General features: G+C 72.3%; 19 protein-coding genes. 9 read left to right on the top strand and 10 right to left on the bottom strand.

Annotated features, from left to right (window positions below):
• Positions 1 to 26: 26 nt before the first annotated feature.
• Positions 27 to 719, top strand: a complete 693-nt coding sequence (locus U8525_RS27310; RefSeq protein ID WP_374269529.1) for an NAD-binding oxidoreductase — start codon at positions 27 to 29, stop codon at positions 717 to 719.
• Here U8525_RS27310 and U8525_RS27315 read toward each other — a convergent pair.
• The 4 genes from U8525_RS27315 to U8525_RS27330 all read right to left on the bottom strand — a co-directional run bounded on the left by U8525_RS27315 (position 713) and on the right by U8525_RS27330 (position 6373).
• Positions 713 to 2362, bottom strand: coding sequence for a WD40 repeat domain-containing protein (locus U8525_RS27315; RefSeq protein ID WP_374269531.1), 1650 nt, complete (start codon positions 2360 to 2362; stop codon positions 713 to 715). The two genes, U8525_RS27310 and U8525_RS27315, sit on opposite strands and share 7 nt — an antisense overlap.
• A complete protein-coding gene (locus tag U8525_RS27320) occupies positions 2359 to 4503 on the bottom strand; it encodes a penicillin-binding protein activator (RefSeq protein WP_374269533.1) in 2145 nt (714 codons plus the stop codon). Before U8525_RS27320 ends, U8525_RS27315 begins: the two co-directional genes overlap by 4 nt.
• A 188-nt stretch (positions 4504 to 4691) precedes the next feature.
• A complete protein-coding gene (gene dnaJ, locus U8525_RS27325) occupies positions 4692 to 5810 on the bottom strand; it encodes a molecular chaperone DnaJ (RefSeq protein WP_374269535.1) in 1119 nt (372 codons plus the stop codon).
• Positions 5811 to 5935: 125 nt separating this feature from the next.
• Complete coding sequence (locus U8525_RS27330; protein ID WP_374269536.1) at positions 5936 to 6373, bottom strand: hypothetical protein; 438 nt, start codon at positions 6371 to 6373, stop codon at positions 5936 to 5938.
• 159 nt (positions 6374 to 6532) lie between these two features.
• Between U8525_RS27330 and U8525_RS27335 the strand changes: the two genes are divergently transcribed.
• The 3 genes from U8525_RS27335 (at position 6533) to U8525_RS27345 (ending at position 9831) form a co-directional block, all read left to right on the top strand.
• Positions 6533 to 8296 (top strand): ABC transporter ATP-binding protein, encoded by a 1764-nt coding sequence (locus U8525_RS27335; protein ID WP_374269537.1) that lies wholly within the window; start codon positions 6533 to 6535, stop codon positions 8294 to 8296.
• 127 nt (positions 8297 to 8423) lie between these two features.
• Complete coding sequence (locus U8525_RS27340) at positions 8424 to 8816, top strand: hypothetical protein (protein ID WP_374269539.1); 393 nt, start codon at positions 8424 to 8426, stop codon at positions 8814 to 8816.
• 82 nt (positions 8817 to 8898) lie between these two features.
• On the top strand, positions 8899 to 9831 hold the full coding sequence (locus tag U8525_RS27345; RefSeq protein WP_374269541.1) for a hypothetical protein: 933 nt from the start codon (positions 8899 to 8901) through the stop codon (positions 9829 to 9831).
• Here U8525_RS27345 and U8525_RS27350 read toward each other — a convergent pair.
• The gene (locus U8525_RS27350) at positions 9800 to 10528 is read right to left on the bottom strand and encodes a hypothetical protein (protein ID WP_374269542.1); all 729 of its coding nucleotides are present in this window, start codon (positions 10526 to 10528) and stop codon (positions 9800 to 9802) included. The two genes, U8525_RS27345 and U8525_RS27350, sit on opposite strands and share 32 nt — an antisense overlap.
• A 104-nt stretch (positions 10529 to 10632) precedes the next feature.
• On the opposite strand from U8525_RS27350, the gene U8525_RS27355 reads away from it, so the two are divergent.
• Together U8525_RS27355 and U8525_RS27360 are read left to right on the top strand one after the other, a co-directional pair.
• Positions 10633 to 11394, top strand: coding sequence for a hypothetical protein (locus U8525_RS27355; RefSeq protein ID WP_374269586.1), 762 nt, complete (start codon positions 10633 to 10635; stop codon positions 11392 to 11394).
• Positions 11395 to 11396: 2 nt separating this feature from the next.
• On the top strand, positions 11397 to 11951 hold the full coding sequence (locus U8525_RS27360) for a hypothetical protein (RefSeq protein WP_374269544.1): 555 nt from the start codon (positions 11397 to 11399) through the stop codon (positions 11949 to 11951).
• Positions 11952 to 11961: 10 nt separating this feature from the next.
• On the opposite strand, the gene U8525_RS27365 is transcribed toward U8525_RS27360, so the two are convergent.
• The 5 genes from U8525_RS27365 to U8525_RS27385 all read right to left on the bottom strand — a co-directional run bounded on the left by U8525_RS27365 (position 11962) and on the right by U8525_RS27385 (position 19109).
• A complete protein-coding gene (locus U8525_RS27365; RefSeq protein ID WP_374269546.1) occupies positions 11962 to 12675 on the bottom strand; it encodes a hypothetical protein in 714 nt (237 codons plus the stop codon).
• A complete protein-coding gene (locus tag U8525_RS27370) occupies positions 12672 to 13652 on the bottom strand; it encodes a hypothetical protein (protein ID WP_374269548.1) in 981 nt (326 codons plus the stop codon). Before U8525_RS27370 ends, U8525_RS27365 begins: the two co-directional genes overlap by 4 nt.
• Positions 13652 to 15190, bottom strand: a complete 1539-nt coding sequence (locus U8525_RS27375; RefSeq protein WP_374269549.1) for a pilus assembly protein — start codon at positions 15188 to 15190, stop codon at positions 13652 to 13654. The genes U8525_RS27370 and U8525_RS27375 overlap by 1 nt, the downstream gene beginning before the upstream one ends.
• Positions 15169 to 15963: a TadE/TadG family type IV pilus assembly protein gene (locus U8525_RS27380; RefSeq protein ID WP_374269551.1), complete on the bottom strand. Its 795-nt coding sequence runs from the start codon at positions 15961 to 15963 to the stop codon at positions 15169 to 15171. The genes U8525_RS27375 and U8525_RS27380 overlap by 22 nt, the downstream gene beginning before the upstream one ends.
• Positions 15964 to 16064: 101 nt before the next feature.
• Positions 16065 to 19109, bottom strand: coding sequence for a helicase-related protein (locus U8525_RS27385; protein WP_374269553.1), 3045 nt, complete (start codon positions 19107 to 19109; stop codon positions 16065 to 16067).
• 340 nt (positions 19110 to 19449) lie between these two features.
• On the opposite strand from U8525_RS27385, the gene U8525_RS27390 reads away from it, so the two are divergent.
• The 3 genes from U8525_RS27390 (at position 19450) to U8525_RS27400 (ending at position 24635) form a co-directional block, all read left to right on the top strand.
• Positions 19450 to 21306: an ATP-binding protein gene (locus tag U8525_RS27390; RefSeq protein ID WP_374269555.1), complete on the top strand. Its 1857-nt coding sequence runs from the start codon at positions 19450 to 19452 to the stop codon at positions 21304 to 21306.
• Positions 21307 to 21574: 268 nt separating this feature from the next.
• Positions 21575 to 23443: a cytochrome C gene (locus U8525_RS27395; protein ID WP_374269557.1), complete on the top strand. Its 1869-nt coding sequence runs from the start codon at positions 21575 to 21577 to the stop codon at positions 23441 to 23443.
• Positions 23444 to 23471: 28 nt separating this feature from the next.
• Positions 23472 to 24635, top strand: a complete 1164-nt coding sequence (locus U8525_RS27400; protein ID WP_374269558.1) for an FIST signal transduction protein — start codon at positions 23472 to 23474, stop codon at positions 24633 to 24635.
• Position 24636: the final 1 nt, after the last annotated feature.

Genomic DNA, 24636 nt, shown 5'->3' on the forward strand with positions numbered 1-24636 from the left:
CAGGAGGACGGGTTAGAAAGTCCCCCATGAGCGACTGGCACACCGCCACCGTCACCGCCAGCACCCCCGCGGCGGATGGCCTCACCGACTGGGTGCTCGATATTGGCGGGACGCCGCTCGTGGGCTCTCACGCCCACCCGGGGCAGTACGTCCAGCTGCGCCTCCCCGGTGGGCAGCCGGGCATGTTCGCCATCGCCTCGCCGCCCGCGCCCAACGGCACGACGTGGGAGTTCCTCCTCAAGGAGGAAGGCGCGCTGCCGTCCGCGCTCCTGCACCTGCCCGTGGGCGCGCGCGTGGAGGTGACGCGCCCGGAGGGCCCCGGCTTCCCCATGGAGAAGGCGCACGGCCGCGACCTGCTGCTGTTCGCCAGCGGCTCCGGCATCTCCGCCATCCGCCCCGTCATCGCCACCGTGCGCCGGGACCGCGGCGCGTATGGACAGGTGACGCTGTACTTCGGCGCGCGCACCCCGGACAGCTTCGCGTACCAGCACGAGCTGAAGCAGTGGCAGGCGGACGGGGTGAGGGTGCTGTGCACCGTGAGCCGCCCCGGCGCCAGCGGCTGGCAGGGCCTCACCGGCTACGTGCAGGCCCACCTGGGCGAGGAGCGGCTGGAGCACGCCATCGCCTTCGTGTGCGGCCCGTCCGACATGGTGCAGGACGTGATGGCCCAGCTGGCCCAGCGCGGCGTCCCGCGCAGCGCCGTCTTCCTCAACTACTGAGCCGCCGCAGGACCCCGCCGCTCCACCGAGGGGGACGCGTAGCGCACGTCCACCACCACCGCCGCCGGGTCGCTCTCCTGGCTGCCGGTGGCCTTCTGCGGCGTCCACGCGGCCACGCCCACCTGGCGCCCCTCGGGTGAGAAGCGCACGCGCCGCACGGACCAGCCGAACTCCAGCGCGCCCTTCGCTTCCGGCGCGCCCTCCGTGAAGAGGTACACGCGCCGGTCCCACCCGCCCGACACCAGCGAGCGCCCATCCGGCGCGATGGCCGCGGTGGACACCACGCCGTGGTGCAGCTCCCACTTGCGCAGCACCTGCCCGGAGGCCGCGTCCACCAGCGCGCCCGCGTTCCACGGGCCCTGGGGCTCCTGGAGGCCCTTGCGCTCGCGCTCGTACACGGTGCGGTTGCGCTCCGCCTTCTCCTGGCTGAAGGCCACGCCCAGGCGCCTTCCGCGCGCGTCCACGGTGACGTCGTTGACGTGCGCCGGGAAGGTGAAGTCCAGCCGCGGCGACAGCGCACGCGCCGTCATGGGAGGCGTCCCTGCTGGCGCGCCGCCCTTGAGCGTGAGCACCGCCTCCGCCGTCGTCTCGTCGAAGGCCGTGTCCACGCGCTCGCTGAAGGGCGCGCCTAGCACGCCCTGGCTGCCCTGGGGCACGCACGCGTCACACACCGCCACGTCCACGTCCGGCAGCGTCAGCGCCTTGAAGCGCAGCGTGCGCCCGCGCGCCAGCCGCGCCACGGTGTTGCCCAGCGCGCCCGGCACGGTGACGGTGTCCTTCAGGAACGCCACGTCGATGCCGGACGCGGTCGCCGCCGCTGTGGTGAGCACCACCACCGGCGCGCGCGAGTCCAGCGCCAGCACCACCGGCGGCCCGCTGTCCACGCGGCCCTGCACCGCCGCGAAGCCGCCGCGCCGCTCGAAGTGCGTGCGCGCCACGTCCGGCGGGAGCACCTGCTCCGGCGTGTCCGACGCGCGCACGTGCCCGTCCCAGCCGCCCGAGTACAGCGTCCCGTCCGCCGCGAACGCCAGCGCGCTCACCGGCCCCGAGTGCAGCCGGGCCTCCGCGCCGAACGCCAGCTCCGGCACGGACAGCAGGGACACCAGGCCCGCCGCGCTGCCCACCGCCAGCCACCCGCCGTCCGGATGGAAGGCCACCGACACCAGCGGCTCCTCCGTGGCGAGCGCCCCCACCTGCGCGCCCGTCGCCGCGTCGAAGAGCTGCACCGCGCCGCTGCGGCTCACCGTGGCCACGCGCGCGCCGTCCGGAGAGAAGGCCACGCCCTCCAGGTCGTACTGCTGGACGTTGACGGAGGGATCCGCGCGCAGCACCGGCGCGCGGGCGTCCCCGGCCTTCGCCGCGGCGGGCGCCAGGTCCCAGATGGAGACGTGGTACGCCTTGTCGCCCAGGCGCGTGTACGCCACGCGCTGGCCGCGCGGCGCGAAGTCCACCGCCCAGATGAAGTCCTTGCGGTTGAGGACGGTGGGCTCGCCGTCGAAGCCCTCCACCGCGCCGGAGAGGAAGGCGCCGGGCGTGGACTCCAACCGGCCCGCCGTGTCCGGCGTCAGGCCCACGGCCGTGTGCGCGCAGCCCGTGAGCGCCAGCGCGCCCGCGAGCACGAAGCCTCCGGTGCGAGGGCTCATGAACCCGACCCGCGGACGGCGGCCTTCTCCTTGTCCACGTTGATCTCGTTCACGCCCTTGCTGTCCACGGACAGGAGGAACAGCTGCTTGTCCGCCTCCCGCTTGTCGTTGAACGAGGTGCGGCCGGTGGCGCCGTCGAAGTCCTTCAGCCCCGCCAGGGCCTCGCGCATCGCCGCGCGGGTGTTGGGCCGCTGCTTGTCCAGCACCTGCCGCACCATGCGCGCCGAGTCGTAGCCGATGGCCTCCAGGAGGCCCGGGTCGCGGCCCGTCTCGCGGTACGCGTCGCGGTAGCTCTTCACGAACTTCTGCGTCGCCGGCCGCTGCGAGTCCACGAAGAAGCCGTCCACGTACACCGAGCAGGTGACGAACTTGCCGCCGCGCTCCAGCAGCTCCGGCAGGCCCGAGCGGCCCTTGGGGCTGGACCACTGGTTGGTGCCGAAGAGGGTGACGGTCTTCAGGTCCTTCTTGCCCGTCGTCTTGCGGATGCGCTCCAGGTCGCGCGGGTCGCACGCGTTGGTGACGATGTCCTCCACCGCCAGCGCCGGCGTCACCAGGCTCACCCGGCGCCAGTCGTCCGGGATGAAGAGGCCCTCGAAGTCGATGATGGGCTCCACGCCGCTCTTCGCCTTCTCCATGGCCTTGCGGCGGCGGTACGCGTCCGTGATCTTCTCCCCCTGCACGTCGCGCACGGCCTCCGCGTAGTCGCCGCGGTCCTCCAGGTAGTAGCGCCCCACCAGGCGCTTGGCCTCGCCGGTGAACGTCGTCTGGTCGTAGGAGTAGGACTCCGCGCCGCGCACCACGCCGCCGCGCGACACCACGTCGTCCCAGAACTCGTTCGCCAGCTCCACGCCGTAGGGGATGTTCGGGTAGAGCACCGCGAAGCGCTTGTAGCCCTTCACGTTCATCGCGTAGTCCGCGATGGCGCGCGCCTGCGCGGAGTTCGTCAGCATGTTGCGGAAGACGTACGGGCCGATGTCCGTGATGCCCTCCTGACGGCTGAGCGTCAGCAGCGGCACCTGGAGCTCCTCCGCCAGGAGCGCCGCGCGCTTGGTGTCGTCCACCAGCAGGGGCCCCAGGGCCGCGATGGCGCCGTCGTCGAACGCGAGCTGCTCCATCGCCGTGCCCGTCTTGTTGACGTCGCCCTGCGTGTCCTTCACCACCAGCTCGATGTCGCTGCCCTGCAGGGCCAGCTTCACGCCGCGCAGCACGGCCTCACCGATGGGCTGGTAGCGGCCCGTCATGGGCAGCAGCACCGCCACCGTGCGCGGACGCACCTCCACGCGGCGGGTGGCGCGCGCGAGCAGCTCCTTCGCCTGCGGCGCGAAGGCGCTGTCGGGCGCCTCGCGCAGGTACGTCTGGAGCGTCTCCTCCAGGCGGGTCCAGTCCCGCAGGTGGTAGTAGATGCGCGCCAGCTTGAACTGGAGCACCGGCCACGCCGGGTTGGACGGGGACAGCCCCTCCTGCACGCGGGCGATGTCGAGGAAGCTGGCGCGGCCCTCCACCAGCTGCTCCACCTTCCGCACCGCGGCCGCCTTCTCCTCGGGCGTCTGGGCGTCGCCGGCCTCCTTCACGGCGGACGACAGCGCCTGCGAGTACAGGCCCGCGCCCTCCGCCGCGCGCGCGGCCTCCTTCAGCAGCTGCTCCTTCTCCGCGCCCTCCGCGCGCTCCGCCAGGCTGGTGAGCGTCTGGTACGCGTCGCGGTAGGCGCCCACCTCCATGGCGGAGATGGCCAGCTTGTGCTTGGCGTCCTCGGCCTGGGCGTGGAGGGGGTTCTCGAAGAGCAGCTCGTTGAAGGTCCGGCGCGCGTTCGCGTAGTCCTTCACCTCGAAGTAGAGGACGCCCGCGTTGTAGAGCGCGTCCTGGCCGGCCGTGGTGGCGGGGTACGCCTTGCGCACGGACAGGTAGGTCTCCGCGGCCTGCCGCTTGTCCGGGTTCGACTGCGCCTGGGTGCGGGCCTGCGCGAGCGCGGCGTTCGCGGTGGCGTCCTGCTTCACCTCCACGCGCGGGCGGTTGTTCTGGGCGGTGTCGCCCCCCCAGGTGTCGTCCCGGCTGTCGGTGCGGGAGGGCGTCTTGGGGCAGGCGGTCAACGTCAGGGCCAGCGCGGCGACGAGCGCGCGGCGCGATGCGGAGAGGACTTCCATGGCGAGGTGCATAGCAGCGCGGGTGCGGCTCCGTCGACACTTGAGCGGGGGGAAGATTCCCGTGGAACGTCCGCTTCAATGCACCGCGCGTGCCCGCGTGCGTCACCGAGGGGGAGCCCCACCCCCTCCCCCTGCCGTGCGGCCCCGGAGCCACGCTCGCGCGCGGCCCCGGACGCACGCCCGGCCTGCTAGCCGAAGAGCTCCTTCACCTTGTCGAAGAAGGTCTTCGACTGGGGATGGGTCTCCTCTCCGGACACCTCCGCGAAGCGCTCCAGCAGCTCGCGCTGCTTGGAGGACAGCTCCGTGGGCGTCTCGATGATGACGCGCACGTGCTGATCCCCGCGCTGCTGGCTGTGCAGGTGCGGGATGCCCTTGCCGCGCAGGCGGAACACCTTGCCGGACTGGGTCCCCGCCGGGATGGTCATCTTCACCTTGCCGTCCAGCGTGGGCACGTCGATCTTCGCGCCCAGCGCCGCCTGCGTGAAGGACACCGGCACCTCGCAGAAGACCTCGTACTCCTCGCGCTGGAACAGCGGGTGCTCGCGCACGATGACCGTCACGTACAGGTCACCCGCGGGAGCCCCCCGGTCCCCGGGCTCACCCATGCCGGCCAGCCGCACGCGCGTGCCGTTGTCCACGCCGCCCGGGATGGCGACCTCGATGACCTCTTCCGACGGGGTCTTCCCTGAGCCCCGGCACCTGCCGCACGGATCCGGGATGGTGGCGCCCGTGCCGCCGCAGTCGCCGCACGGCCGGGACACCGCGAAGAAGCCCTGCGAGTAGCGCAGCTCGCCGCTGCCGCCGCACGCCGCGCACTGCCGGGGCGCCGAGCCGCTCTTGCTGCCGGAGCCGGAGCAGGTCTCGCACTTCTTCGGGCGGGGGATGGTCACCTTCGGGCGGCAGCCGAACGCCGCCTCCTCGAAGGAGATCTCGAGGTTGTAGCGCAGGTCCGCGCCCCGGCTGCTGCGCTGCCGGCCCCGGCCGCCACCCCCGAAGATGTCGCCGAAGATCTCCCCGAAGATGTCGTTGATGTTGACGCCCTGGAAGCCGCCGCCCGCGTCCCCGAAGGGGTTGCCCGCATGGCCGAAGCGGTCGTACTTCGTGCGCCGGTCCGGATCGCTCAGAACCTCGTAGGCCTCCGAGGCCTCCTTGAACTTCTCCTCGGCCTCGTGGTTCCCGGGGTTGCGGTCCGGGTGGTACTGCAACGCGACCTTGCGGAACGCGCTCTTCAGGTCCTGCGCCGAGACATTCTTCTGGACGCCCAGGACCTCGTAGTAGTCGCGCTTCTGCCCTGCGGCCCCTGCCATTGAATCGAACCCCTGGAAATTGCTGGCGTTTTCAAGCTGCGTAGAGAATCGGAGTCACTATAACGCAGCGAAACACGCCAGCAATCCAGGCCCGAGGTCCAGCCCTGCGACATGAGACTGCTCAGCTACACCGTCCAGACGCGGTTGGCCGTCAGCTCCATGCGGGCGAGCCGGCGCTTGAGGGCCGGGTCCACGGGGCCGTTGGCCCACTTGGGGACCACGAAGTGCAGCTCCGCGTTGTAGAGCTTGGCGGCGCTCGCCAGGAGGCTCCAGCGGTTCTCCGCGGTCGGATCATCCACCATGCCGGGCGTGACGATCTCCAGGATGATGGGCGTGCGGGCGGAGTCGGACTGGCGGCAGGTGAAGTCCGGCCGGTGGTCCTCGATGGTGCCGGAGAGCACGGGCGGCGGCATGAAGCCAGGGAGCCGGGCCTTGATGTCTGTGTAACCGATGGTTCGGAAGTACTCCGCCATCAGCCAGAGCAGACGTCGGCGCTCTGCGTCCTCCACGACCGACTCGCAGCCGGGATTGAACTGGACCTCTTTCTCGGAGTTGGTTTCCATGGCGCATCTCAAGCTGTCCGCATGTGTGGGATGCGGCAACGCAGGCGGGCGCGAGCGCTCCCTGACCGGCCGTGGAGCGGGCGGCCATGCACCCCCGCTTCCCACGTCCCTTTGGCTTGGACGCCACCGTCGCCTCGGTGACAGAGTGCGCCCCCTCCCGTGGCCCCCCGTCCCTCCGCGCACGTCTATCGCCGGCTCCTGGGCTACCTGAGCCCGTACCGCCGGTTGCTCCTCGCGGGCACCCTGGCCTCGCTCGCCGCCGCGGCCGCCACCGCCGCGTACGCGTGGATCGTCGGGCCCCTGCTGCGCGCCGTCCTCACCGGCGCCCCCGTCACCGTGGCGGGGATGACCCTGGCGCCGGAGGCCCTCCTGTCCCGGCTGCCCCTGCTGGTGGTCGTGGTGGCGCTCGTGAAGGCCTCCGCCCAGTTCCTCCAGGGGGGCCTGATGCAGCGGTTGGGCCAGCGGGTGATGGCCGACCTGAGGGGTTTTCTCTATGGCCGCCTGCTCGCCCAGCCGCCCGCGTTCTTCGAGCAGCGGCACTCGGGAGAAATCCTCTCGCGGTTCACCGCGGACGTGCCCCTGGTGGAGTTCTCCGTCACCCAGGCGCTGTCATCGTACGTCAGGGATGGGCTGCAGATCTGCGCACTGCTGGCGACCTGCTTCCTCATCGACGCGAAACTCTTTCTCTTCACCTTCGTCGTCGTCCCCGTGACGGTGGTGCCGGTCAACCGCTTCGCCCGGTCGCTCAAGAAGGTGGCCACCCGCTCGCAGGCGAACCTGGGCGCGCTCAGCGCCATCACCGCCGAGCAGTTGCAGAACCTCCCGGTGGTGCAGGCCTACGGCACGGTGCCCCGCGCGCTGGAGGCGTTCGACGCGGAGGCGGAGGCGTACCTGGCGGAGATGCGCCGCTCGCTCTTCATCCGCGGCGCGTTCAGCCCCACCGTGGAGCTGCTGGGCATCGTCGGCGTGGCGGTGGCGGTGGCGTGGGGCGCCCGCGCGGTGTCCCTGGACCCGACGCTCGCCGGGCGGCTGCTGTCCTTCATGGCGGCGGCGCTGCTGCTCTACCAGCCGGTGAAGTCGCTGAGCGGCACGCTGTCGCAGGTGCTCACGGGGCTGGCGGCGGCGGAGCGGCTGTTCGCGCTCGCGGACGCGCCGGTGCCTCCGGACGAGGGCGCGGACGCGCCGCCCCTGACCCGCGCGCTGGAGCTGGCCGGCGTGCGCGCCACCTACTCGGACGGGCGCGAGGCCCTGCGCGGCGTGGACCTGACGATCCCCGCGGGCGCGCGCGTGGCGCTGGTGGGCCCTTCCGGCGCGGGCAAGACGACGCTGTTCTCCGTGCTGCTGGGCTTCCTGCCCACGAGCGGCGGCGAGGTGAGGTGGGACGGCGCGCCGCTGGCGTCCCTCAAGGCGTCCAGCGTGCGCGCGCAGCTGGCGTGGGTGCCGCAGGAGCCGGTGCTCTTCTCCGGCACCGTGCGCCACAACCTGCGCCTGGGCCAGCCGGACGCGCCGGACGACGCGCTGTGGGAGGCGCTGCGGCTGGCGCACGCGGAGGACTTCGTGCGCGCGCTGCCCGGCGGCCTGGACGAGCCCGTGGGCGAGCGGGGCAGCCGCCTGTCCGGCGGGCAACGGCAGCGGCTGGCCCTGGCGCGCGCCTTCCTGCGGCGCCCGTCGCTGCTGCTCCTGGATGAGCCCACCAGCGCCCTGGACGCCACCAGCGAGGCGGCGGTGGGCGCGGGGCTCCAGGCGCTGATGAAGGGCCGCACGGTGCTGATCATCGCGCACCGCCTCAGCACCGTGCGCGACGCGGACCTCATCGCCGTGGTGGAGGGCGGACAGGTGGTGGAGGCCGGCACGCACGAGCAGCTGCTCGCCCTGCGGGGCCGCTACGCGCGGCTGCTGGGCGAGGGCGCCGTCGCCGCCTGAACGCCTCCCCGCGGGGCCATGGCCTTCGCTCCCGCGGGGCGTGTACCTGCGTCCCATGCCCGGCGCCCCCACCCCACCCCCGACCTTGCGCGACCGGGCACGCCCTGCGAGCCTTCCGCCCCGGCCCATGCGTCCGACGCCGCCCCGCGAACGAGAGCCGCTGTCGCTCAACGCGCTCCTGCTGGTGCCAGCCCTGCTGCTGGCCGCGGGCGCGTGCGTCGCGGCGGCCGCCCGGCACTTCGCGCTCGCGGCCGCCTGCACCGGCACCCTCGTCCTCGTCCCGCTCGTCTTCCGGCTGTGGACGCGGCCCTGGTACCGCGGGCTCGTGCTGCGCGGCCTGGGCCTGTTCATCGCGGGCATGCACCTGCCCTTGCTCACCGGCGGCGTGCTCGCCTACGGGCGCATCGGCTGCGAGGGCGCGGACTGCGGCCAGACGCTCCTCTGGGGCATCGTGCTCGCGCCCGTGGCCGGCGCCGTCTGCTCTGTCGTGTACTGGCTCGTGGGACGTCCCCCCGTCTGAATTACAAGGAATCACAGACCCCCTATTCTCACTGGAAATGCTTGTTCCAGTCAGACCTCACCTCGCGCCCGGGCTGTTCGTCGTGGCGCTGGCCGTCCCCACCACGGTGTGCGTGCTGGGGGGCGCGCTGCCCGCGCTCCTGGGGAGTCCCGCAGGGCTGTTGAGCGTGGTGGCCTCCGCGGGGCCCTTCTCCGTGCTGCTGGGCGTGACGCTGGTGGTGGAGGTGCCGCTGCTCACCCTGGCGGCGGGCTCCACCCTGCTGGGGCGGACGGTGCCGCTGGCGGTGATGGTGGGCATGGCCACGGTGCCGTGGACGCTGGGCCTGCTGGGCACGGAGGTGCTGCTGGAGCGGGTGCAGGCGGCGCTGCCGCTGGTGTCCGCCTCGGACGCGGGCATCGCGCTGACGGCCGGGCTGGGCAAGGCCATGGCCCCCCGCCTGCTGGGCGCCTGGACGAGCGCGATGCTGCTGGGCGCGCTGTCCGTGGCGCTGGGCATGGCGCGCCACCACACCAGGGGCGCGGGGCAGGACCTGACGCGCCGCAGCCTGCTGCTGGGCAGCCTGGTGTCCGCGGCGCTGGGGGGCATGGCGGTGGTGGGCACGCTGGAGGCGCACCAGCTCTTCACGCTGCTGGCGCGGCTGGCGCGGGCGCCCGGCGCGCTCCGCCCGGACCTGATGGCGGAGGGCATGGCGCAGGCGGCGCGGCTGCGCACGGTGCGCTGGGGCTGCTTCTCGTGCCTGCTGGTGGTGGGCTTCAGCTGGCTGCTGACGTACCGCGCGCGGGAGGCCCGGCGCGCGCGCGCGCTGGAGTGGGTGGGCGGCCTGGTGCTCACCGCCGCGGTGGCCGTGCTGCTGCTGCTGGACGCGCACCCGCTGCACACCACGCTGGGCCCGGAGCGCGTCACCACCGGCCGGAGGACGTCCGGCCGCGTGCCCACCGACGCGGACGTCACGCACCTGATGGGCGAGCACTCGCCCGTGCGGCTCAGGCTCCCCGCATCAGCACGTACAGCATGACGAGCCCCACCACGAGGGCGAAGCCGAAGACGGCCACCATCACCAGCCCCTCCGACTTGCGCACCACCGGGGGCACGACCTCGTTGGGCAGCGGCTGACCGTACCGCAGCACCACCGGCTCCGGCTCCGGAGCCACCTCCCGCGCGGGCGCGGCGGCCGGGACGACCTCTGGCGGCGTCACCGGCGCGAGGGTCACGGCGCGGGTGGGGACGGTGTCGCGCGCGCCGGGCCCCCGGCCCGGGTGCTCCTCCAGGCGCTCCCCCCGGCGCTCCGGTGACGTGACGCTGGACATCTCCAACCCCTCTCGCGCCAGCGCCAGCACGCGCTGCATGTGCAGGATGTAACGGTCGTGGCCCTCGTAGGTGGCGAGCGCCTGCGCGGCGCGCACCAGCCGCTGGGGCACCAGCTCCGGGTCCGCGCGCACCTCCGTGGACACGGGGCGCGCCGCGCCGCCCTCCACCCGGCCGGTGCGCACGCCCTGGCCGCTGGCCCAGATGCAGTGCTCATCCAGCAGCGTGAGCTCCTGGCGGCGCACCCGGCCGTCCTCGTCCACCAGCGACATCAGCTCCGCGCCCTGGGGAGACAGGTGCCAGACGGTGCGCAGGCCGTTCTCCCCCAGGGGTCCCTCCACCGCGCGCGCGCGGTAGAGCTCCTGCATCGCGGACTTCAAGGGGTCGGACGAGGATTCCACGGCCATGACTGCCGCAGAGTAGGGGCGCCGCGCCCGAAACGGAAGCGACGCCCTCCCGGGTGAATGGCCCGTGCGCGGATGGCCGCCTTGTGCCTACCGTCCACGCCACGATGAGCCGCTCCAAGAACCGAGCCCCCGACTTCGTCCGCCAGTTCGAGGGTACACAGACGCTCGACGGACTGCTGGAGCTGGCCGGCAGTCCCTGCGACACCGCTCACGTGCTCGAGCGCATGCGCGAGGCGCGCGCGGAAGGCGCCGACGCCGCCCAGGTGATTCCCACCCTCTTCGACGGGGAGCCCCGCTTCCCGGATCCGGAGCTGGCGCGCCGCCTGTACCAGAACCTGCTGGGCCTCTGGGACCTGGTGCTGGAGGGCAAGGCGGTGCGGCTGGAGGACGGCCCGCGCCCCCCGCGCCCGAAGAAGGAGCGGCTCCAGCCGCCCGCGCCCTTCCACCCGGGCGAGCCCGCCGGTGAATTCGTGGAGGCCGCCTGGCGTTACCTGGAGGACGACGACAAGGCGCGCACGCGGCTGATGCATGGCTACGAGAACCGGCAGGACGGCCTGCTGGGTGCGCTTGACGCCGCTGGCCTCACGGATGAAGGTTACGGGGTCGCCCGCCACCTGCTCTTCGAGCTGCACGCCATGCTGGAGCTGGGCTGGCCGCCGGGGCTGCTGGCCGTGGATGCCAGGGCCCTGGACAGGGAACCGGATGCGCCGCCCGCGCCGGCCGCCCTCCAGGACTACGTGACGGAGAGCTTGTTCGAGGCGGAGCAGGACGAGGAGCACCCCCTCGCCCCCGAGGAGCTGGCGCAGGTGCGCACCCTCGTCCGGCGGGGACTGGCGGCGCTGTGGCGCGCGCGCAAGGGGAGATGACGATGGCCCGAGACGACAACGACGGTGGTGGCTTCACCGGCAAGCGCAACAAGAGCTACCGCGAGCTGGACGCGCAGCGCGGCAAGAGCAAGTACCACTCGCGCCAGGACGACCCGGCGCAGCAGAAGCTGGAGCGCAGCGCCAGCTACCAGAAATACAAGTCCGCCGCGGACGCCCTCTTCACCGGCGGCGAGCTGCCGGAGGGGCTGGCCAGGACGTTCGACCCCGAGGGCAAGCGCAAGGCCCAGAAGGACGCCCTGCGCAAGGTGCAGGAGTCGGAGACGCGCGCGGACTGGGTGAAGGGCGTGGTGGACTACCTGGAGAAGTACCCGGACATGCCCGAGGACGCGTACTTCCTCGACAGCCTCCTGGACCACCCGCGCGAGCGCATCGTGGACAAGGCGCTGGCGAAGCTGGAGGCGCTCCAGGAGGCGGGCACGCTCCAGAAGAAGCTGCCCAAGAGCCTGGACCAGCGGCTGAAGTCCATCGAGCTCACCGGCCTGGACCCCGACATGCAGGGCCGCGCCAAGGCGCTGCGCGAGAAGCTGCGCGCCTGAGCACCCCGGCTCAGCGCGCGCGCTGCTGGTAGATGAGCACCACGCCGCGCTGGCCGTCCTTGCCGGGCTGGTGCGTGAGCCGCAGCTCCGCGCCGGGCCGCGAGTACACGCCGGCCTCGTCGCCGCGCTTCCACCCGGCCTTCGCCAGGGCGTCGTCGTAGAAGGCGTCCACCTGCGGGCCCGTGAGCGGCGCCTGGAAGGTGAGCGTGCGCGAGCCTTCCGCGTTCACGCGCAGCACGCCGGTGGCCTGCGGCGGCAGCGGGGCGAAGTCCCCGGCCTCACCCTGAGGACGCGCCAGCGCGTGGTTGGCCTCGCCCAGGTAGAGCGTGGTGGTGCCGTCCGGCTGCGGCATCATCACCACGGTGTAGGTGATGCGGCGGCGCGGATCCAACGCGGTGAGCATGACCGCGTTGTTCGCGTACTGCGCCTGCTCCTTGCCGGGCGGCACGTAGAGGCCGCCATCGCGGAACGCGTCCGCGAAGCGCTGCACCAGGTCGCGGATGTTCTCCTTCACGTGCACCGCGCGCAGCGCCACCGGGATGCCGCCGGCCTCCACGATGTCGCTGGACTCCACGTGGGCGAGGACCTGGAGCCGGGGCCACGCGAAGCGCGGCGCGTCCGGCACGCCCGAGTCCGGCGCGCCCGCGTCCGGGGCCTGGGCCCGGGCGGACAGGCCCAGCAGCAGCGAGAGCAACGCCCCCGCCACGTGCCCGGCCCGGCTCAATGCGGCACGCCTCCCAGCCACTTGTTCTGGCGGGGGACGTCGTACTTGCTGCCGATGTTGGGGGCCTTGAAGGGCGTCGTCTCCCAGACGGTCTGGTTGCCCGCGTGCGAGCCGCCGATGCTCTGCTCGTAGTTGCTCTCCTGGCCGCGGAAGCTCATGAAGAACTGGTCCTCGTTCACGCCGCCCAGCGCCTGGACGCCGGCCATCAGCGCGGTGCCCGCGTGCCCGGCGGCGCCGTTCTCGCGGTACACGCGCTGGACCCACTCGTAGTAGTCCGCGTTCGCGCAGACCGCCCCGGTGTTCATGCTGAGGGGGCACTCGCGGCCCTCCGCCACGGAGGACAGGCCCCAGTCGTCCAGCAGCATGAAGAAGCGCCGGGTGCAGCGCCCGTTGGACGCGCGCCCCGCCGCGCACACGACGAACTGGTCGCTGGCGCGCCGGTGCGACACCTTGAAGAACTCCGGCTCCATGAATGTGCCCAGGCGCTCCGCGCGCATCCGGGTGGAGGCGGTGCACGAGATGCCGTCCGACTGCACGTCCATGGCCTGGCTCAGCGCCGTGGAGCCCGGGTCCGCGTCCAGCGGCCGGGTCCCCAGGATGCCGATGTCGCTGCCCGCGGGGCGCGTCGGCTCACAGTCCACCTGGATGCGCGTGGCGCGCGCCAGGGCCAGCTGGAACGTCATGGCGCCGCTGGTGTGGCCCGCCCGCCCGTCGAAGTCCTCGTAGCGCGCGGCGGCCTCCGCGGACGCGAGCGCCTCGGCGTTGCGGCGCTGGAAGGTGTGGCTCTGCGGGTTGTGCATCACGTGGCCGGTGGCCTCCCACAGCGCGAAGTTGGCGGCCTCCTGCACCTTGAGCGTCAGCGCGCTCACCTCCGCGAAGTAGATGCCGAACATCAGCACGGTGACGAACACCAGCGACCCCAGCGCGGTCTCGACGAGCGCCTGTCCCCGGCGCGACCAGGAAGCGCGCGCGGCCATCAGTACCTCCCGCCCGTCTTGCTGCCGCCCCGGTAGCCCGCGTTGTCCAGCCGGCGCAGCGCGTCCGCGTGCTCGGTGAAGCCCGCCTCCTCCAGGCTGCGCGCGGGCTTGTCGTCGCGGGCGCCCTCGGTGCTCACCAGCGTGGCGCGCCAGAAGGGGTTGAGGAAGTTGGGCGGCTCCGCCCAGCCCCCGCCCGCCGCCGCCGGCCGGGGCCGGTGGTAGTACGCGAGCCCCGCGGCCAGGGCCACCTGGTTGCGCTGCACGTCCTCCAGGCCGGTGGGCTGGATGCGCCCCAGCGGCGCGGTGTTGTCGAACTCGGTCTCCTGGTTCGCGAACTTGAACGTGAAGAGGATGTTCCACGGGTCCGGCTTCGCCCGGCGCTCCGGGCTGCCGTAGTCGCGGTGGACCATGGCGTACAGCTTGGGCTGGCCGAAGTCGTTCTCGTCCGGGCGGGGGCCGTTCAAGAGCCCCGCGTTGAACCCCACCGCGTGCGGCCAGATGCCCGGGCACACGTTGCAGGCGCCCAGCGTGTGGCGCTCGTCCACCGTGGTGTTGTTCTCCGCGCCCTGCCCCGGGGGCGGCTTGCCCGCGCCATAGACGTGCTGGTCCTGCTTGGACTGCAGCTCGTCGGACATCACCCACGCGTCCGTCGCGCCGCCGGGGACGACGTCGCCGTTCGGGCAGATGACGACCACGGGGCGCCCGTGGTCGTGCGCCCACGAGTTGCGCCCGGAGATGGTCTCGTAGGTGGAGGAGTCCATCGCGGAGGCGCTGCCGTAGCGCTTGAAGCTGGGGTTGTTCGCCGCGGCGCCCGAGCCGAAGCCCGCGCTGCCGGACTCCCGGTTGTGCACCCACGTCCAGCCCAGGCTGCCCATCGTGGCGTTCAGGTTGGCGGTGCTCTGCCCGCCGGCGAGCGCCACCGCGCCGGAGCTCTCCGGCACGCCGCCGGTGCGCTCCTGCTCCTCGAACTTCTCGTAGGAGGTGCCGGAGGACGAGCCTCCCGACACCTCCGCCAGCGACTTGTTCGCGCCCGCCGGGGGGGCCTTGAGCTCGCCGTTGATCTCCCTGGCGATATGCCCCGTGAGGCCCTGGCCCGCCAGGTGCTTCTCCACCAGCGCGTTGTAGATGGCCAGCTCCGAGCGGAACATGTCGCCCGCGCGCCCCTGGAGCTGCGCCACCTGCGTGGCCGCGGCCTCATCCAGGCCGGACCAGACCGGGTCCGGCATGGGGCACGGCGAGACCTGCCGCGCGGCGTACTGCTGGCTGCCGTAGCTGATCATCGACTGCGTGCCCGCCATGGCCACCATGTGGGCAATCTGGGCGCGGTTCATCACCGCGATGGCGTTGAACGTGCGCGCGGTGGACACCGCCTGGCTGTAGGCCGCCGCGTCCGCGGCCATCTGGATCTCGACGCGCTCCTTGGCGCGCATGCCGAAGCCCAGCGTCCCCAGCACCATCAACGTCAGCAGCAGCAGCGTCAGCGAGAACAGCACCAGCGCCTGGCCGCGTCCGTGCCTCAGAAGCCGTGCAGGCTGCATCCGGCACCTCCATTGAAGTTCGACGCCTTCACCGGGGTCATCATCCGCATGGCCGCGTGGACCTGGATGGGGAACAGGTAGTGCCCCTGCGCGTTCCAGCGCAGCATCCGCTCCCCCAGGTCCCCGCCGGGCCAGTCATCCGGCCCCAGCTCCACGTCGGTGTCCGCCCACCAGTCGGACTGCTTCTGCGCCGGGTTGAGCGGGTTCGCGTTCGTGTAGTTCCTCAGGTGGAACTGGGCCAGGAACATGCGGCTCATCACCCAGTCCGCGAACGGGATGCGCATGTAGTACCAGGCCACCATGCGGATCTCGAGCGTGTGCCGCCGCAGCTCCGCCGCGGAGTCCGTGGGCGCGTCGAACAGCAGGTCCTCGTCCCCCAGGCCGCGAACCCAGGCCACGTCCGGGGACTCGCGGACGATCTCGACCATGGGCCCTTCGGTGAAGAGCGCGCCCTGCGAGCCGCGCACGCGCAGGTAGTTGCGCTTGCGCTCCTCGAACGCGCTGGCCAGCTGCGCGGGCGTGCGCGTGTGCTCCACCGTGGGCAGCATCGTCACCAGCGCCGCGTGCGTCATCGCCTCGCAGCTGCCGTGGTTCAGGCTGCCCGCGCGCACCGCGCGATACACCGCCACCTGCGCCAGGATGCGGCCCTGCAGCAGCATGAAGAGCTGCAGCGTGCCCAGCACCATGAACACCACGAGCGGCATGCACAACGCCGCTTCCACCGCGGCCTGACCGGACTGGTGCTGCCAACGCTGGGGGCGGGGAAGGGCCATGGGGGGGAGGCTGCCTTCCTCCTAGATTCTCGATGATTGGGGAATCGGTCAAATGGACGGAGCCCCGACAGGACCGATTCCATTGTGTCACAACTGTTTATTCAGCGCTGGAGGGTGAACCCGCAGGCCGAGTCCAGCGCCACCTTCGCCCCCGAGAGCGCCTGGAGCAGGCGCTCGTAGTGATGGCGCTCCGCGTCAACCTGGGCCTCCACCGCCTCTGGGGTGAGCCCCTGGTGGGAGAGGGACAGGCGCAGGCGGGCGGCGGCCGCGTCGCGCTCCGCCTCGATGGCGGCCCGGGCCTGCTTCGCGGCGCGGCCGAGCTCCGCCTCCGCCGCGGCCTGGGCCACGGGCAGCGCGGCCTCCACGAAGGCGCCGAAGCCGGGGAAGGCCTGGTGGACCTCGTCCCCCTTCAGGGCCTTGCCGTCGGACTCCAACGCGGACAGGACGGAGGTGTCCGCCGCGGGGCCCTGGGGGCCGTCCACCACGGCGACGGGCAGCAGCGTGCGCGTGAGGAAGCGGGCCAGCTGGCGGCTGGGGACGCGGGCGCCGGGCGAGGTGTCCTGGGGCTCCGGCAGCTGGACGTGGAAGAGCAGCTCCAGGCCGCGCGCGGGCTTCTTCACGCCTCGCTTCTCAATGTGGCGGAAGCCGCTGCGGCCGTAGGGGCCGTCCTTGAGGAAGCCGAACAGCGCCTCCACCAGCGGGTGGCCGGTGGCGAAGTACTCCAGCTCCTCCGCCTCCACCGCGGTGTCGCGCCAGAAGGTGCCCAGCACGGTGCGGTCCTGCATCACGTCGATGCCGGGCAGCCCCTCGACGTTGAGCGCGTGGCCGAACTGGAAGGCCACCTGGAAGGCCTCCACCTGCTCGTCGGTGTCCACGCCGATGCCCACGCGGCGCGCCAGCTCCGTGACGGTCTCCTCCAAGCGCTCGTCCAGGTCGCGCGCCACGCTCCACAGCCCGTCCTCCAGCGGCACAGCCTCCCCGTCTCCGGAGTCCTCGGGCTCCTCGCCCATGCGCTCCTGCGCGCGCGCCACCAGCCGGGCCACGGCGGGCCGGTCGAAGCTGCGCACGTCCAGCAGCGGGTCGTACGCGCGCTTCACCTGCTCGCGCGCCGCCTCCACGCGGGCCTTCAGTTCGGCCGCGTACTCCACGCGCGCCTCGCGGGGCAGCAGGGCCAGGTCCGCGATGCGGTCCTCCACCTCCTCCAGCACCGCGTCCAGGCCGCCCACCGTCTCGCCGAAGACGCCCACGGCGTCCGCCAGCAGCATCAGCACGTCCGACGCGAGCGTGCCCGCAGGGTCGAAGACGTGGATCTCCACCGGGTGCGTCTGCCCGATGCGGTCCAGGCGGCCGATGCGCTGCTCCACCGTGGAGGGGCTCCACGGCAGGTCGTAGTGGACCAGGTGGTGCGCGAACTGGAAGTTGCGGCCCTCGCCGCCCACCTCCGTGCACAGGAGCACCTGGGGCCCTTCCGGGTCGCGGAAGCGCGCCACCTGCCGGTCGCGCTCCACGAGCGGCAGGTCGCCGTGGTAGCCCAGCGCCTCCACGCCCTCGCGAGACAGCTCCGACTGGAGCGACTCCAGCGTGTCGCGGCTCTCCGTGAACACGAGCACCTTCGCGCGCGGCTCCGCCTTCCAGATGCCGCGCAGCACGCCCACGAACGCGATGAGCTTCGCGTCCCGGCCCGTCAGCTTGAGGTCCGCGCCCTTCAGCGCCGGGCTGGACTTCACCGCGCCCGCGAACGCCGCGGGGCTGGACTCCAGGCGGCGGAGCACGTTGGCCAGCGGCGCGCCGCGCAGGCTGCCCTTCGCCAGCGTGGCCAGGGCCGCGTCGCGCGCCTTCAGCTCCTCCGGCGACAGCCGCACCGGGTGCCGGTGGAGCCGGCGCGTGGAGAAGCCGCCCACCACCGCGCGCCGGTTGCGCACCAGCCGGTCCGACAGGCTGTACGTCTCCGCCAGGTGCGCGAGCAGCGCCTCCTGCTCCTTCAGCGTCTGGAGCTTCGCGTCCTCCGGGAAGCGCTTCGCCAGCGCGGCCACGGCGGCCTCCGCGCCCTTGCCCTCCCGCAGCGCGCGCACCGCGGCGGACAGCTCCTCCTGGCGCTGGAGCCGCGCCTCGAAGCCCTTCACCGACGGCGCCGTCGCCGCGTCGATGAGGGTGAGCAGGCCGTGGTACTCCGCCGGATCCAGCTGCATGGGCGTGGCGGTGAGCAGCAGGAGCCCCCACGAGTTCGCGGCCAGCCCCTTCGCGGCGGCGAAGGCCTTCTCGCCCTTGAGGTGGTGCGCCTCGTCGATGATGACCAGGTCCCAGAAGGCGTCCTCGGCGGCCACCTCCTCGCGGTGCTCGCGGGTGCGGCTGAGCAGCTCCAGGCTCGTCACCACCAGCGGGAAGCGCGCCCACGGGGAGACGTCCGGCGCCTCCTTGAGGGACTGCTCGTAGCGGTCCGAGTCCATCAGCGTGAAGAGCTGGTTGAACTTGTGGAACAGCTCCACCAGCCACTGCACGGTGAGGTGGCTGGGCGCCACCACCAGGCACCTGCGCGCCAGGCCCACCAGCCGGAGCGCGCTGAACACCATGCCCGCTTCAATCGTCTTGCCCAGGCCCACCTCGTCCGCCAGCACGAAGCGGGGACGGCGCGCGGACAGCACGCGCTGCACCACGCCCACCTGGTGCGGCTTCACCATCACCCGGCTGGCCAGGAGCGCGCCCAGCGCGTCGCCCCGGCGCTCGTCGTCCAGCACCAGCGCCTGCTTGCGCAGCATGAACGCCTTCGCGTCCCCCACCCGCCCGTCGCGCAGCGTGGACAAGAGGTCGGAGCGCGGCGCCAGCGCGCGGACCTCCGACTCCGGCAGCTCGTCCTCCTCCCCCGTGTCGTCGAAGCGCACCACGTAGCGGCGCAGGCCGCGCGCCCCCGGCTCCTCGCCCAGGATGGTGGCCTTGCGCCCCTTCGGCGTCTGGATGGGCTCCCCCTTGGGCAGCTGGTACGGCACCAGCGCGCCGCCGCGCGTGGACACCAGCACCGGCGCGTCCTCGCGGGCCGGGAAGGCGATGAGCGCCTTGGCCCCCTGCTCCTGCAGCGACACCAGATGCCCCACGCCCCATTCGGGCTGCGGGAGGTAGCGGACCTTCAGACCTTCGACGAGAGACGCCATATGCCGTGCAACACCCGGGATGCGAGGAGGGGGCGCTCCATAACGCTCCAGCGCCCGGAAGGCCATTTCACGAGCACCTCCCTCCCCTCCAACCCCTTGATTCCAGGCCCCGTTCCTCCAGGCACCGGGCCCCTGTCCGCCGCCGGACAGCCCCGCCGCGTCCTGTCCGCCGGAGGCTTCCCATCTCCCTGGGTAGGGTCCAATATTTCATGACAAACAGGTAAAAGCCGGGTTATAGGATACCCTGCCCGACAGTGCGATGTCGCTCACCCCACCTTTTCGGTGATGTTGAGGGTCCTTCTGCACAGAAGCGCTCGGTGCCGTCGGGGGGGAGTGCCACATGCTGCGACGTTGGACCTTCGCTCAGCGGGTCGGAGCCGGTCTGTCCGTGTGCCTTCTGGCCGGACTCATCCTGCTTGCCACCCTGGTGTCCGCGGCCCGGACGCTGACGGTGGACGACGAGGCCCTCGTCCATCACGTCTCCGACATCCTCTCTGGCCTGCTGGGCCTGGGCGCCCTGGCCGCGCTGGTGATGGTGCTGCGCAACGCGCTGGGCCCCATGCACGCGGAGGCCCTGCGGAGCGAGCAGCGGCTGCACCTGTTCATGGATGGCGTGAGCGACTACGCGCTGTGCTTCCTGGAGCCGGACGGGACCGTGTCCGGCTGGAGCACGGGCGCGGAGCGGCTCACCGGCTGGACGTCCTCGGACATCGTGGGCCAGCGCGTGGAGGTGCTGCACGTGCCGGACGCGGTGATGCACGGGCTGCCCGCCTCCCACCGCGAGCGGGCCGCGCGCGAGCGGCGCCTGCAGTCGGAGGGTTGGCGGCTGCGCAAGGACGGCTCGCGCTTCTGGGCGGAGACGCTGCTCACCGCGCTGTACGCGGACGGCGGCACGCTGCAGGGCTTCGCGGAGGTGACGCGCGACATCACCGAGCGCAAGCGCACCGAGCGCATGCAGGCGCTGCTCGCGGAGGCCGGGCGCGCGCTGCAGCCGCAGGCCGGCGCCAGGGGGCTGGGAAACGCGCTCACCCGCCTGTGCGTGCCCGAGGTGGCCGACGCGTGCGTGCTCTACCTGCCGGACGGCCACGGCGACGTGCGCCCCGGCGCGGTGGCGTGCGCGGACGCGGCCACCCAGACGCGGCTGTGGGAGCCGCTGATGCGCCGGCCGTCGCCGGACGAGCCCGGCCCCGCGCGCGTCGTCCACACCGGCCGCGCCGAGCGCTTCGCGGAGGTGGATCCAGACCGGCTGCCGTCCTCCGTCAGCGGCAGCACCTACGCGGAGCTGTGGCGCGCGCTGGGCGTGCGGTCCGCGCTGTGCGTGCCGCTCGTGGTGGATGACCGCGTGCTGGGCGCGCTGTGCCTCCTGTCCACCCGGCCGCACCGCCACTACGGCGCGGTGGACCAGGCCTTCCTGGAGGAGCTGTCCGCGCGCGCCGCCCTGGCGCTGGACAACGCCCGCCTGATGGCGGCGACGCAGAACGCGCTGGAGCTCATCGGCGTGGCGGCGCACGACCTGGGCACCCCGCTGAGCTCGCTGCAGCTGCGCCTGCGCCGCGTGCGCCTCCAGTGCGCGCCCGCGCACGGGGACGACGCGCGCCTGCGCGAGGGGCTGCTGCTGGCCGAGGACGAGACGAAGCGCCTGGGCCAGCTGGTGCACAACCTGCTGGACCTGTCGCGCCTGTCCGGCGGCCGGCCGGTGGTGGAGGCCCGCCCCATGGACCTGGCGGAGCTGGCGCACGAGGTGGCGGCCCGCCACGAGGACCAGGCCGCCGCCGCCGGCTGCGCCCTCACCGTCCACGCCCACGCCGGCGCCACCGGCCGCTGGGACCGCCAGCGCCTGGACCGCGTCCTCACCAACCTGGTCAGCAACGCCCTCAAGTTCGGCCGGGGCCAGCCGGTGGAGGTGCGGGTGGACGTGGACGAGGCCGCACACCGGGTCCGCATGTCGGTGCGGGACCACGGCGCCGGCATCCCCGTGGAGGCCCAGCAGCGCCTGTTCACCCGCTTCGAGCGGGTCACGACGGACAGCCGCGCGCCGGGCTTCGGGCTGGGCCTCTACATCGTCCGCCAGCTCGTGGAGGCCCACGGCGGCACCATCCGCGTCCACTCCCGGCCCGACGAGGGCTCGGAGTTCACCGTCGAACTCCCGTTCACCCCGGAAGCACCGAAGGAGGTTCAAAACATGATTCGGGCCTGACCCTTCCGGGTGGGTTGCGCCCCACGCCTCCTTTCCATTCAGTCCTCAACGTACCGGATTCGCCTCTGAGTAGAATTATTCTCAGAAGTTGAATCGGTCTGTTGATTGTGGATATTCTCCGTACGGCTAGAACTGCACGTTTCCGGTGAATGCCGGATTTGTGCGAGACCCTCCGCCAGCGTCCCCCCGACGCCAGGGCACCCGGGTCCACTGGCCGCGACGCTGCTCCGGCAGCCGTCCGCACATACGCGTTCGGAGGAGTCCCCTCATGGGTGGAGCGTTCACGATTCGGGAGCGGTGTCCTCGCACTTCCCCCCGCCTGTTCACGGCGGGCCGCGCGAGCCTGCTGGCGACGCTGGCCAGCCTGACGGTGGCGTGCGGAGGGCCGGAGTCCGCGGAGCCGGTGTCCCCCGCGGCCCAGGAGCCGGAGCTGGCGGTCCAGGGCGAGGCGCTGTCGCTGGGCGACATCCTGGGCGGCCTGGGCGGCGGCAACCACGCGGCGCCGGTGGGCCTGGCGCTGGAGGTGGACAACGGCAAGGGCGTCCCCCTCAAGGTGAAGGCGGGGCAGACCTTCTGGGTGAACCAGATTGACCTGCGCGCCTCCATCACCACCTCGCGGGACGAGGGCGTGGACGGGCTGCGCCAGAACAGCGACTTCCTGGCCATCGGGTGGGCGGGGGTGCGGCTGGCGGACCAGGAGTTCGTCGGCCTGGCGAACGGGGACGGCACCTTCACCCGCCGCCGCTTCTACCGGGACGCGGCCTGGATGAAGGTGACCAGCCTCTTCACGGTGGAGCCGGTGGACTCGCGCGGCGTGCTGACGGGCGCGCCGGTGCTCCTGAACGTCGGCAGCGACGACGCCCGCCGCACGGAGCGCGACGACTTCTTCATCCGCCGCATGCGCGCCATCCAGTGGACGCGCGACTGCCGCTCGCTCACGGACTGCGACGGCGCCAGGGCCTACGAGGAAGAGGCCCTGGTGGAGCTGCGCAACGCGTATGACCACGCGAAGCGGCAGACCATCACCTTCAACTCCCGCACGGCGGGGCTGCGCCTGCGCTGGAGCCTGCGCCCGTTCGCGCCGTACTACATCCCGGTCACCCAGGTCTCCAGGCCGGAGTACGACTACGGGTTCGCCATCGACATCAAGCCCCTGACGGCGCCGCGCAAGGACGGCACGTACGCGCCCGGGTCGGATGTCACCTTCCAGATGACCCTGAAGGACGGCAAGGGCCGGCCCCTGCACCGGCCGGGGAGCCTCCCAACCTACAATGAGGTCGCACCCCCGGGCGCCCCCGGCAGTCCGGGCGGGATCCAGTACTATCAGGCCTTCTTCAACCCCACGACGACCTACTATCGCCGCAAGCATCAGGAACGGATGATGATGACGCAGCTCATCGGGCCGGCGCAGGACATCCAGCCCATCCGGACCATCGTCGACCTGGAGGCCTTCCTGGATGACTCGCAGGACGTGCAGACCATCGCCACCCCGGCGCGCGACGGCGTCTATGCGCAGTTCATGACCTTCCCCCCCGCCAACAAGCTGTTCGGCGGCGCCTTCTTCCCCAACGAGGGCCGCTGGGACGCGCCCGTGAGCGACACCTGGACCTACCACCTGCCCGCGGACGCCAGGCCCGGCACCTACCTGGTGACCGCCAAGGCGCGCCGCGCGTACCTGGGCGAGGACCGGCCGGCGTCGCGCACCATCGAAATCCAGGTGGGGACGAAGACGCACACGAGCGCGGCGTTGACCACGGGTCCGTGCAACACCTGCCACAGCAAGGGCGGCGACCTGGGCGAGGTCCTGCATGCGAACGACAACCGCGCGGCGTGCGCGTCGTGCCATGCTCCGCTGGGCTTCGAACTGGAAGGTCCCATCTTCGTGCGCACGCACTTCATCCACTCGCGCTCCAACCGCTTCGACGCGCCCCTGGAGAAGTGCTCGTCCTGCCACCTGAAGCAGGAGACCACGCAGCGCACCAGCAAGGCCGCGTGCCTGTCGTGCCACAAGAGCTACCCGGACAGCCACGTGCAGAAGTTCGGCCCCATCGAGAGCATGTACGTCGGCGGGGGCCGCGAGTCGTTCCAGCAGTGCACCGGCAGTTGTCACAAGGCACACCCCGGCAGCGGCTTCTAGCCGCCCCGGGTTCGCACGGAGGTCCTCCATGGCGCATGTGAAGATGCAGACGGCTCGCTCCACCCTCACGGATCCGGTCGCCGTCGCGGAGGACCTCCTGCGCCAGTTGCACGGCCCCGCGCCGAAGCTGGTGACGCTGTTCGCGTCCCGCCAGCGGGATCAGCGCGCGCTCAACCGCGCGGTGCGCGAGCGGCTGCCCAAGGACACCCGGCTGGTGGGCGCCACCACCGCCGGCGAGCTGGACAACAACGGCATCCACGAGAACAGCGTGGTGCTGGGCGCGCTCTCCGGCGACTTCGAGGTGGGCCTGGGCCTGGGCAGCGGCCTGACCGGGGACGCCATCGCCGCGGGCGCCATGGCCATCAAGCGCGCGTGCGAGGAGCTGGGCGTGCGCCAGCAGGACCTGGACGCGCGCCGGTACGTGGGCCTCGTGATTGACGACGGCTTCCGCTACAAGAAGGAAGAGCTGCTGCTGGGCATCCTGGAGAAGAACCAGACCCTGGTGCTCGTGGGCGGCGGCGCCAGCGACTCGGAGACGGACCCCGCGCGCCAGTCCGCCCTCATCCACGTGGATGGCGAGGTGGCCGGCGACGGCGTCCTGGTGGCGCTGTTCAAGACGAACGCCCCCTGGGCCGCGCTGCGCTCGCACTGGTACGTGCCCACCGGCGAGCGGCTGACCATCACCAAGGTGGACGAGACGCACACGCGCGCCCTGGAGATCGACGGCAAGCCCGCGGCCCGCCGCTATGCGGACATCCTGGGCGTGGAGAACATCGCGGACCTGGAGTTCGGCCGGCCGGGCGGCTTCGCGCTGCGCCCCACCGCGCTCAAGGTGGGCCGCGAGTACTTCATCCGCGCCGCGTGGCGCCCCCTGGAGGACGGCTCCATCCTGTTCGCCAACCTCCTGGAGGAGGGCAGCGAGTTGGACCTGATGAAGGCCGGCGACCTGGCGGGCATGACGCGGGACTTCTTCCAGGAGGAGCTGCCCAGGCGGGTACAGAACCCCCAGGCCGCCCTCCTGTTCCACTGCAGCGGCCGCCTGTGGTACGCGCAAGCCCAGGGCATGGTGCCGAAGCTCTCCGAGGCCTTGAAACTCGCACCGTCCGCGGCTGGGATGAACGTGCAATTCGAGATCTACTCGGGCTTCCACATCAACACGACGCTGACCGTGCTCGCGTTCGGCTCCAACTAAA

Origin of the sequence: Corallococcus sp. RDP092CA, from assembly GCF_041903675.1 — a bacterium.
In the GTDB taxonomy this organism is placed as follows: Bacteria; Myxococcota; Myxococcia; order Myxococcales; family Myxococcaceae; genus Corallococcus.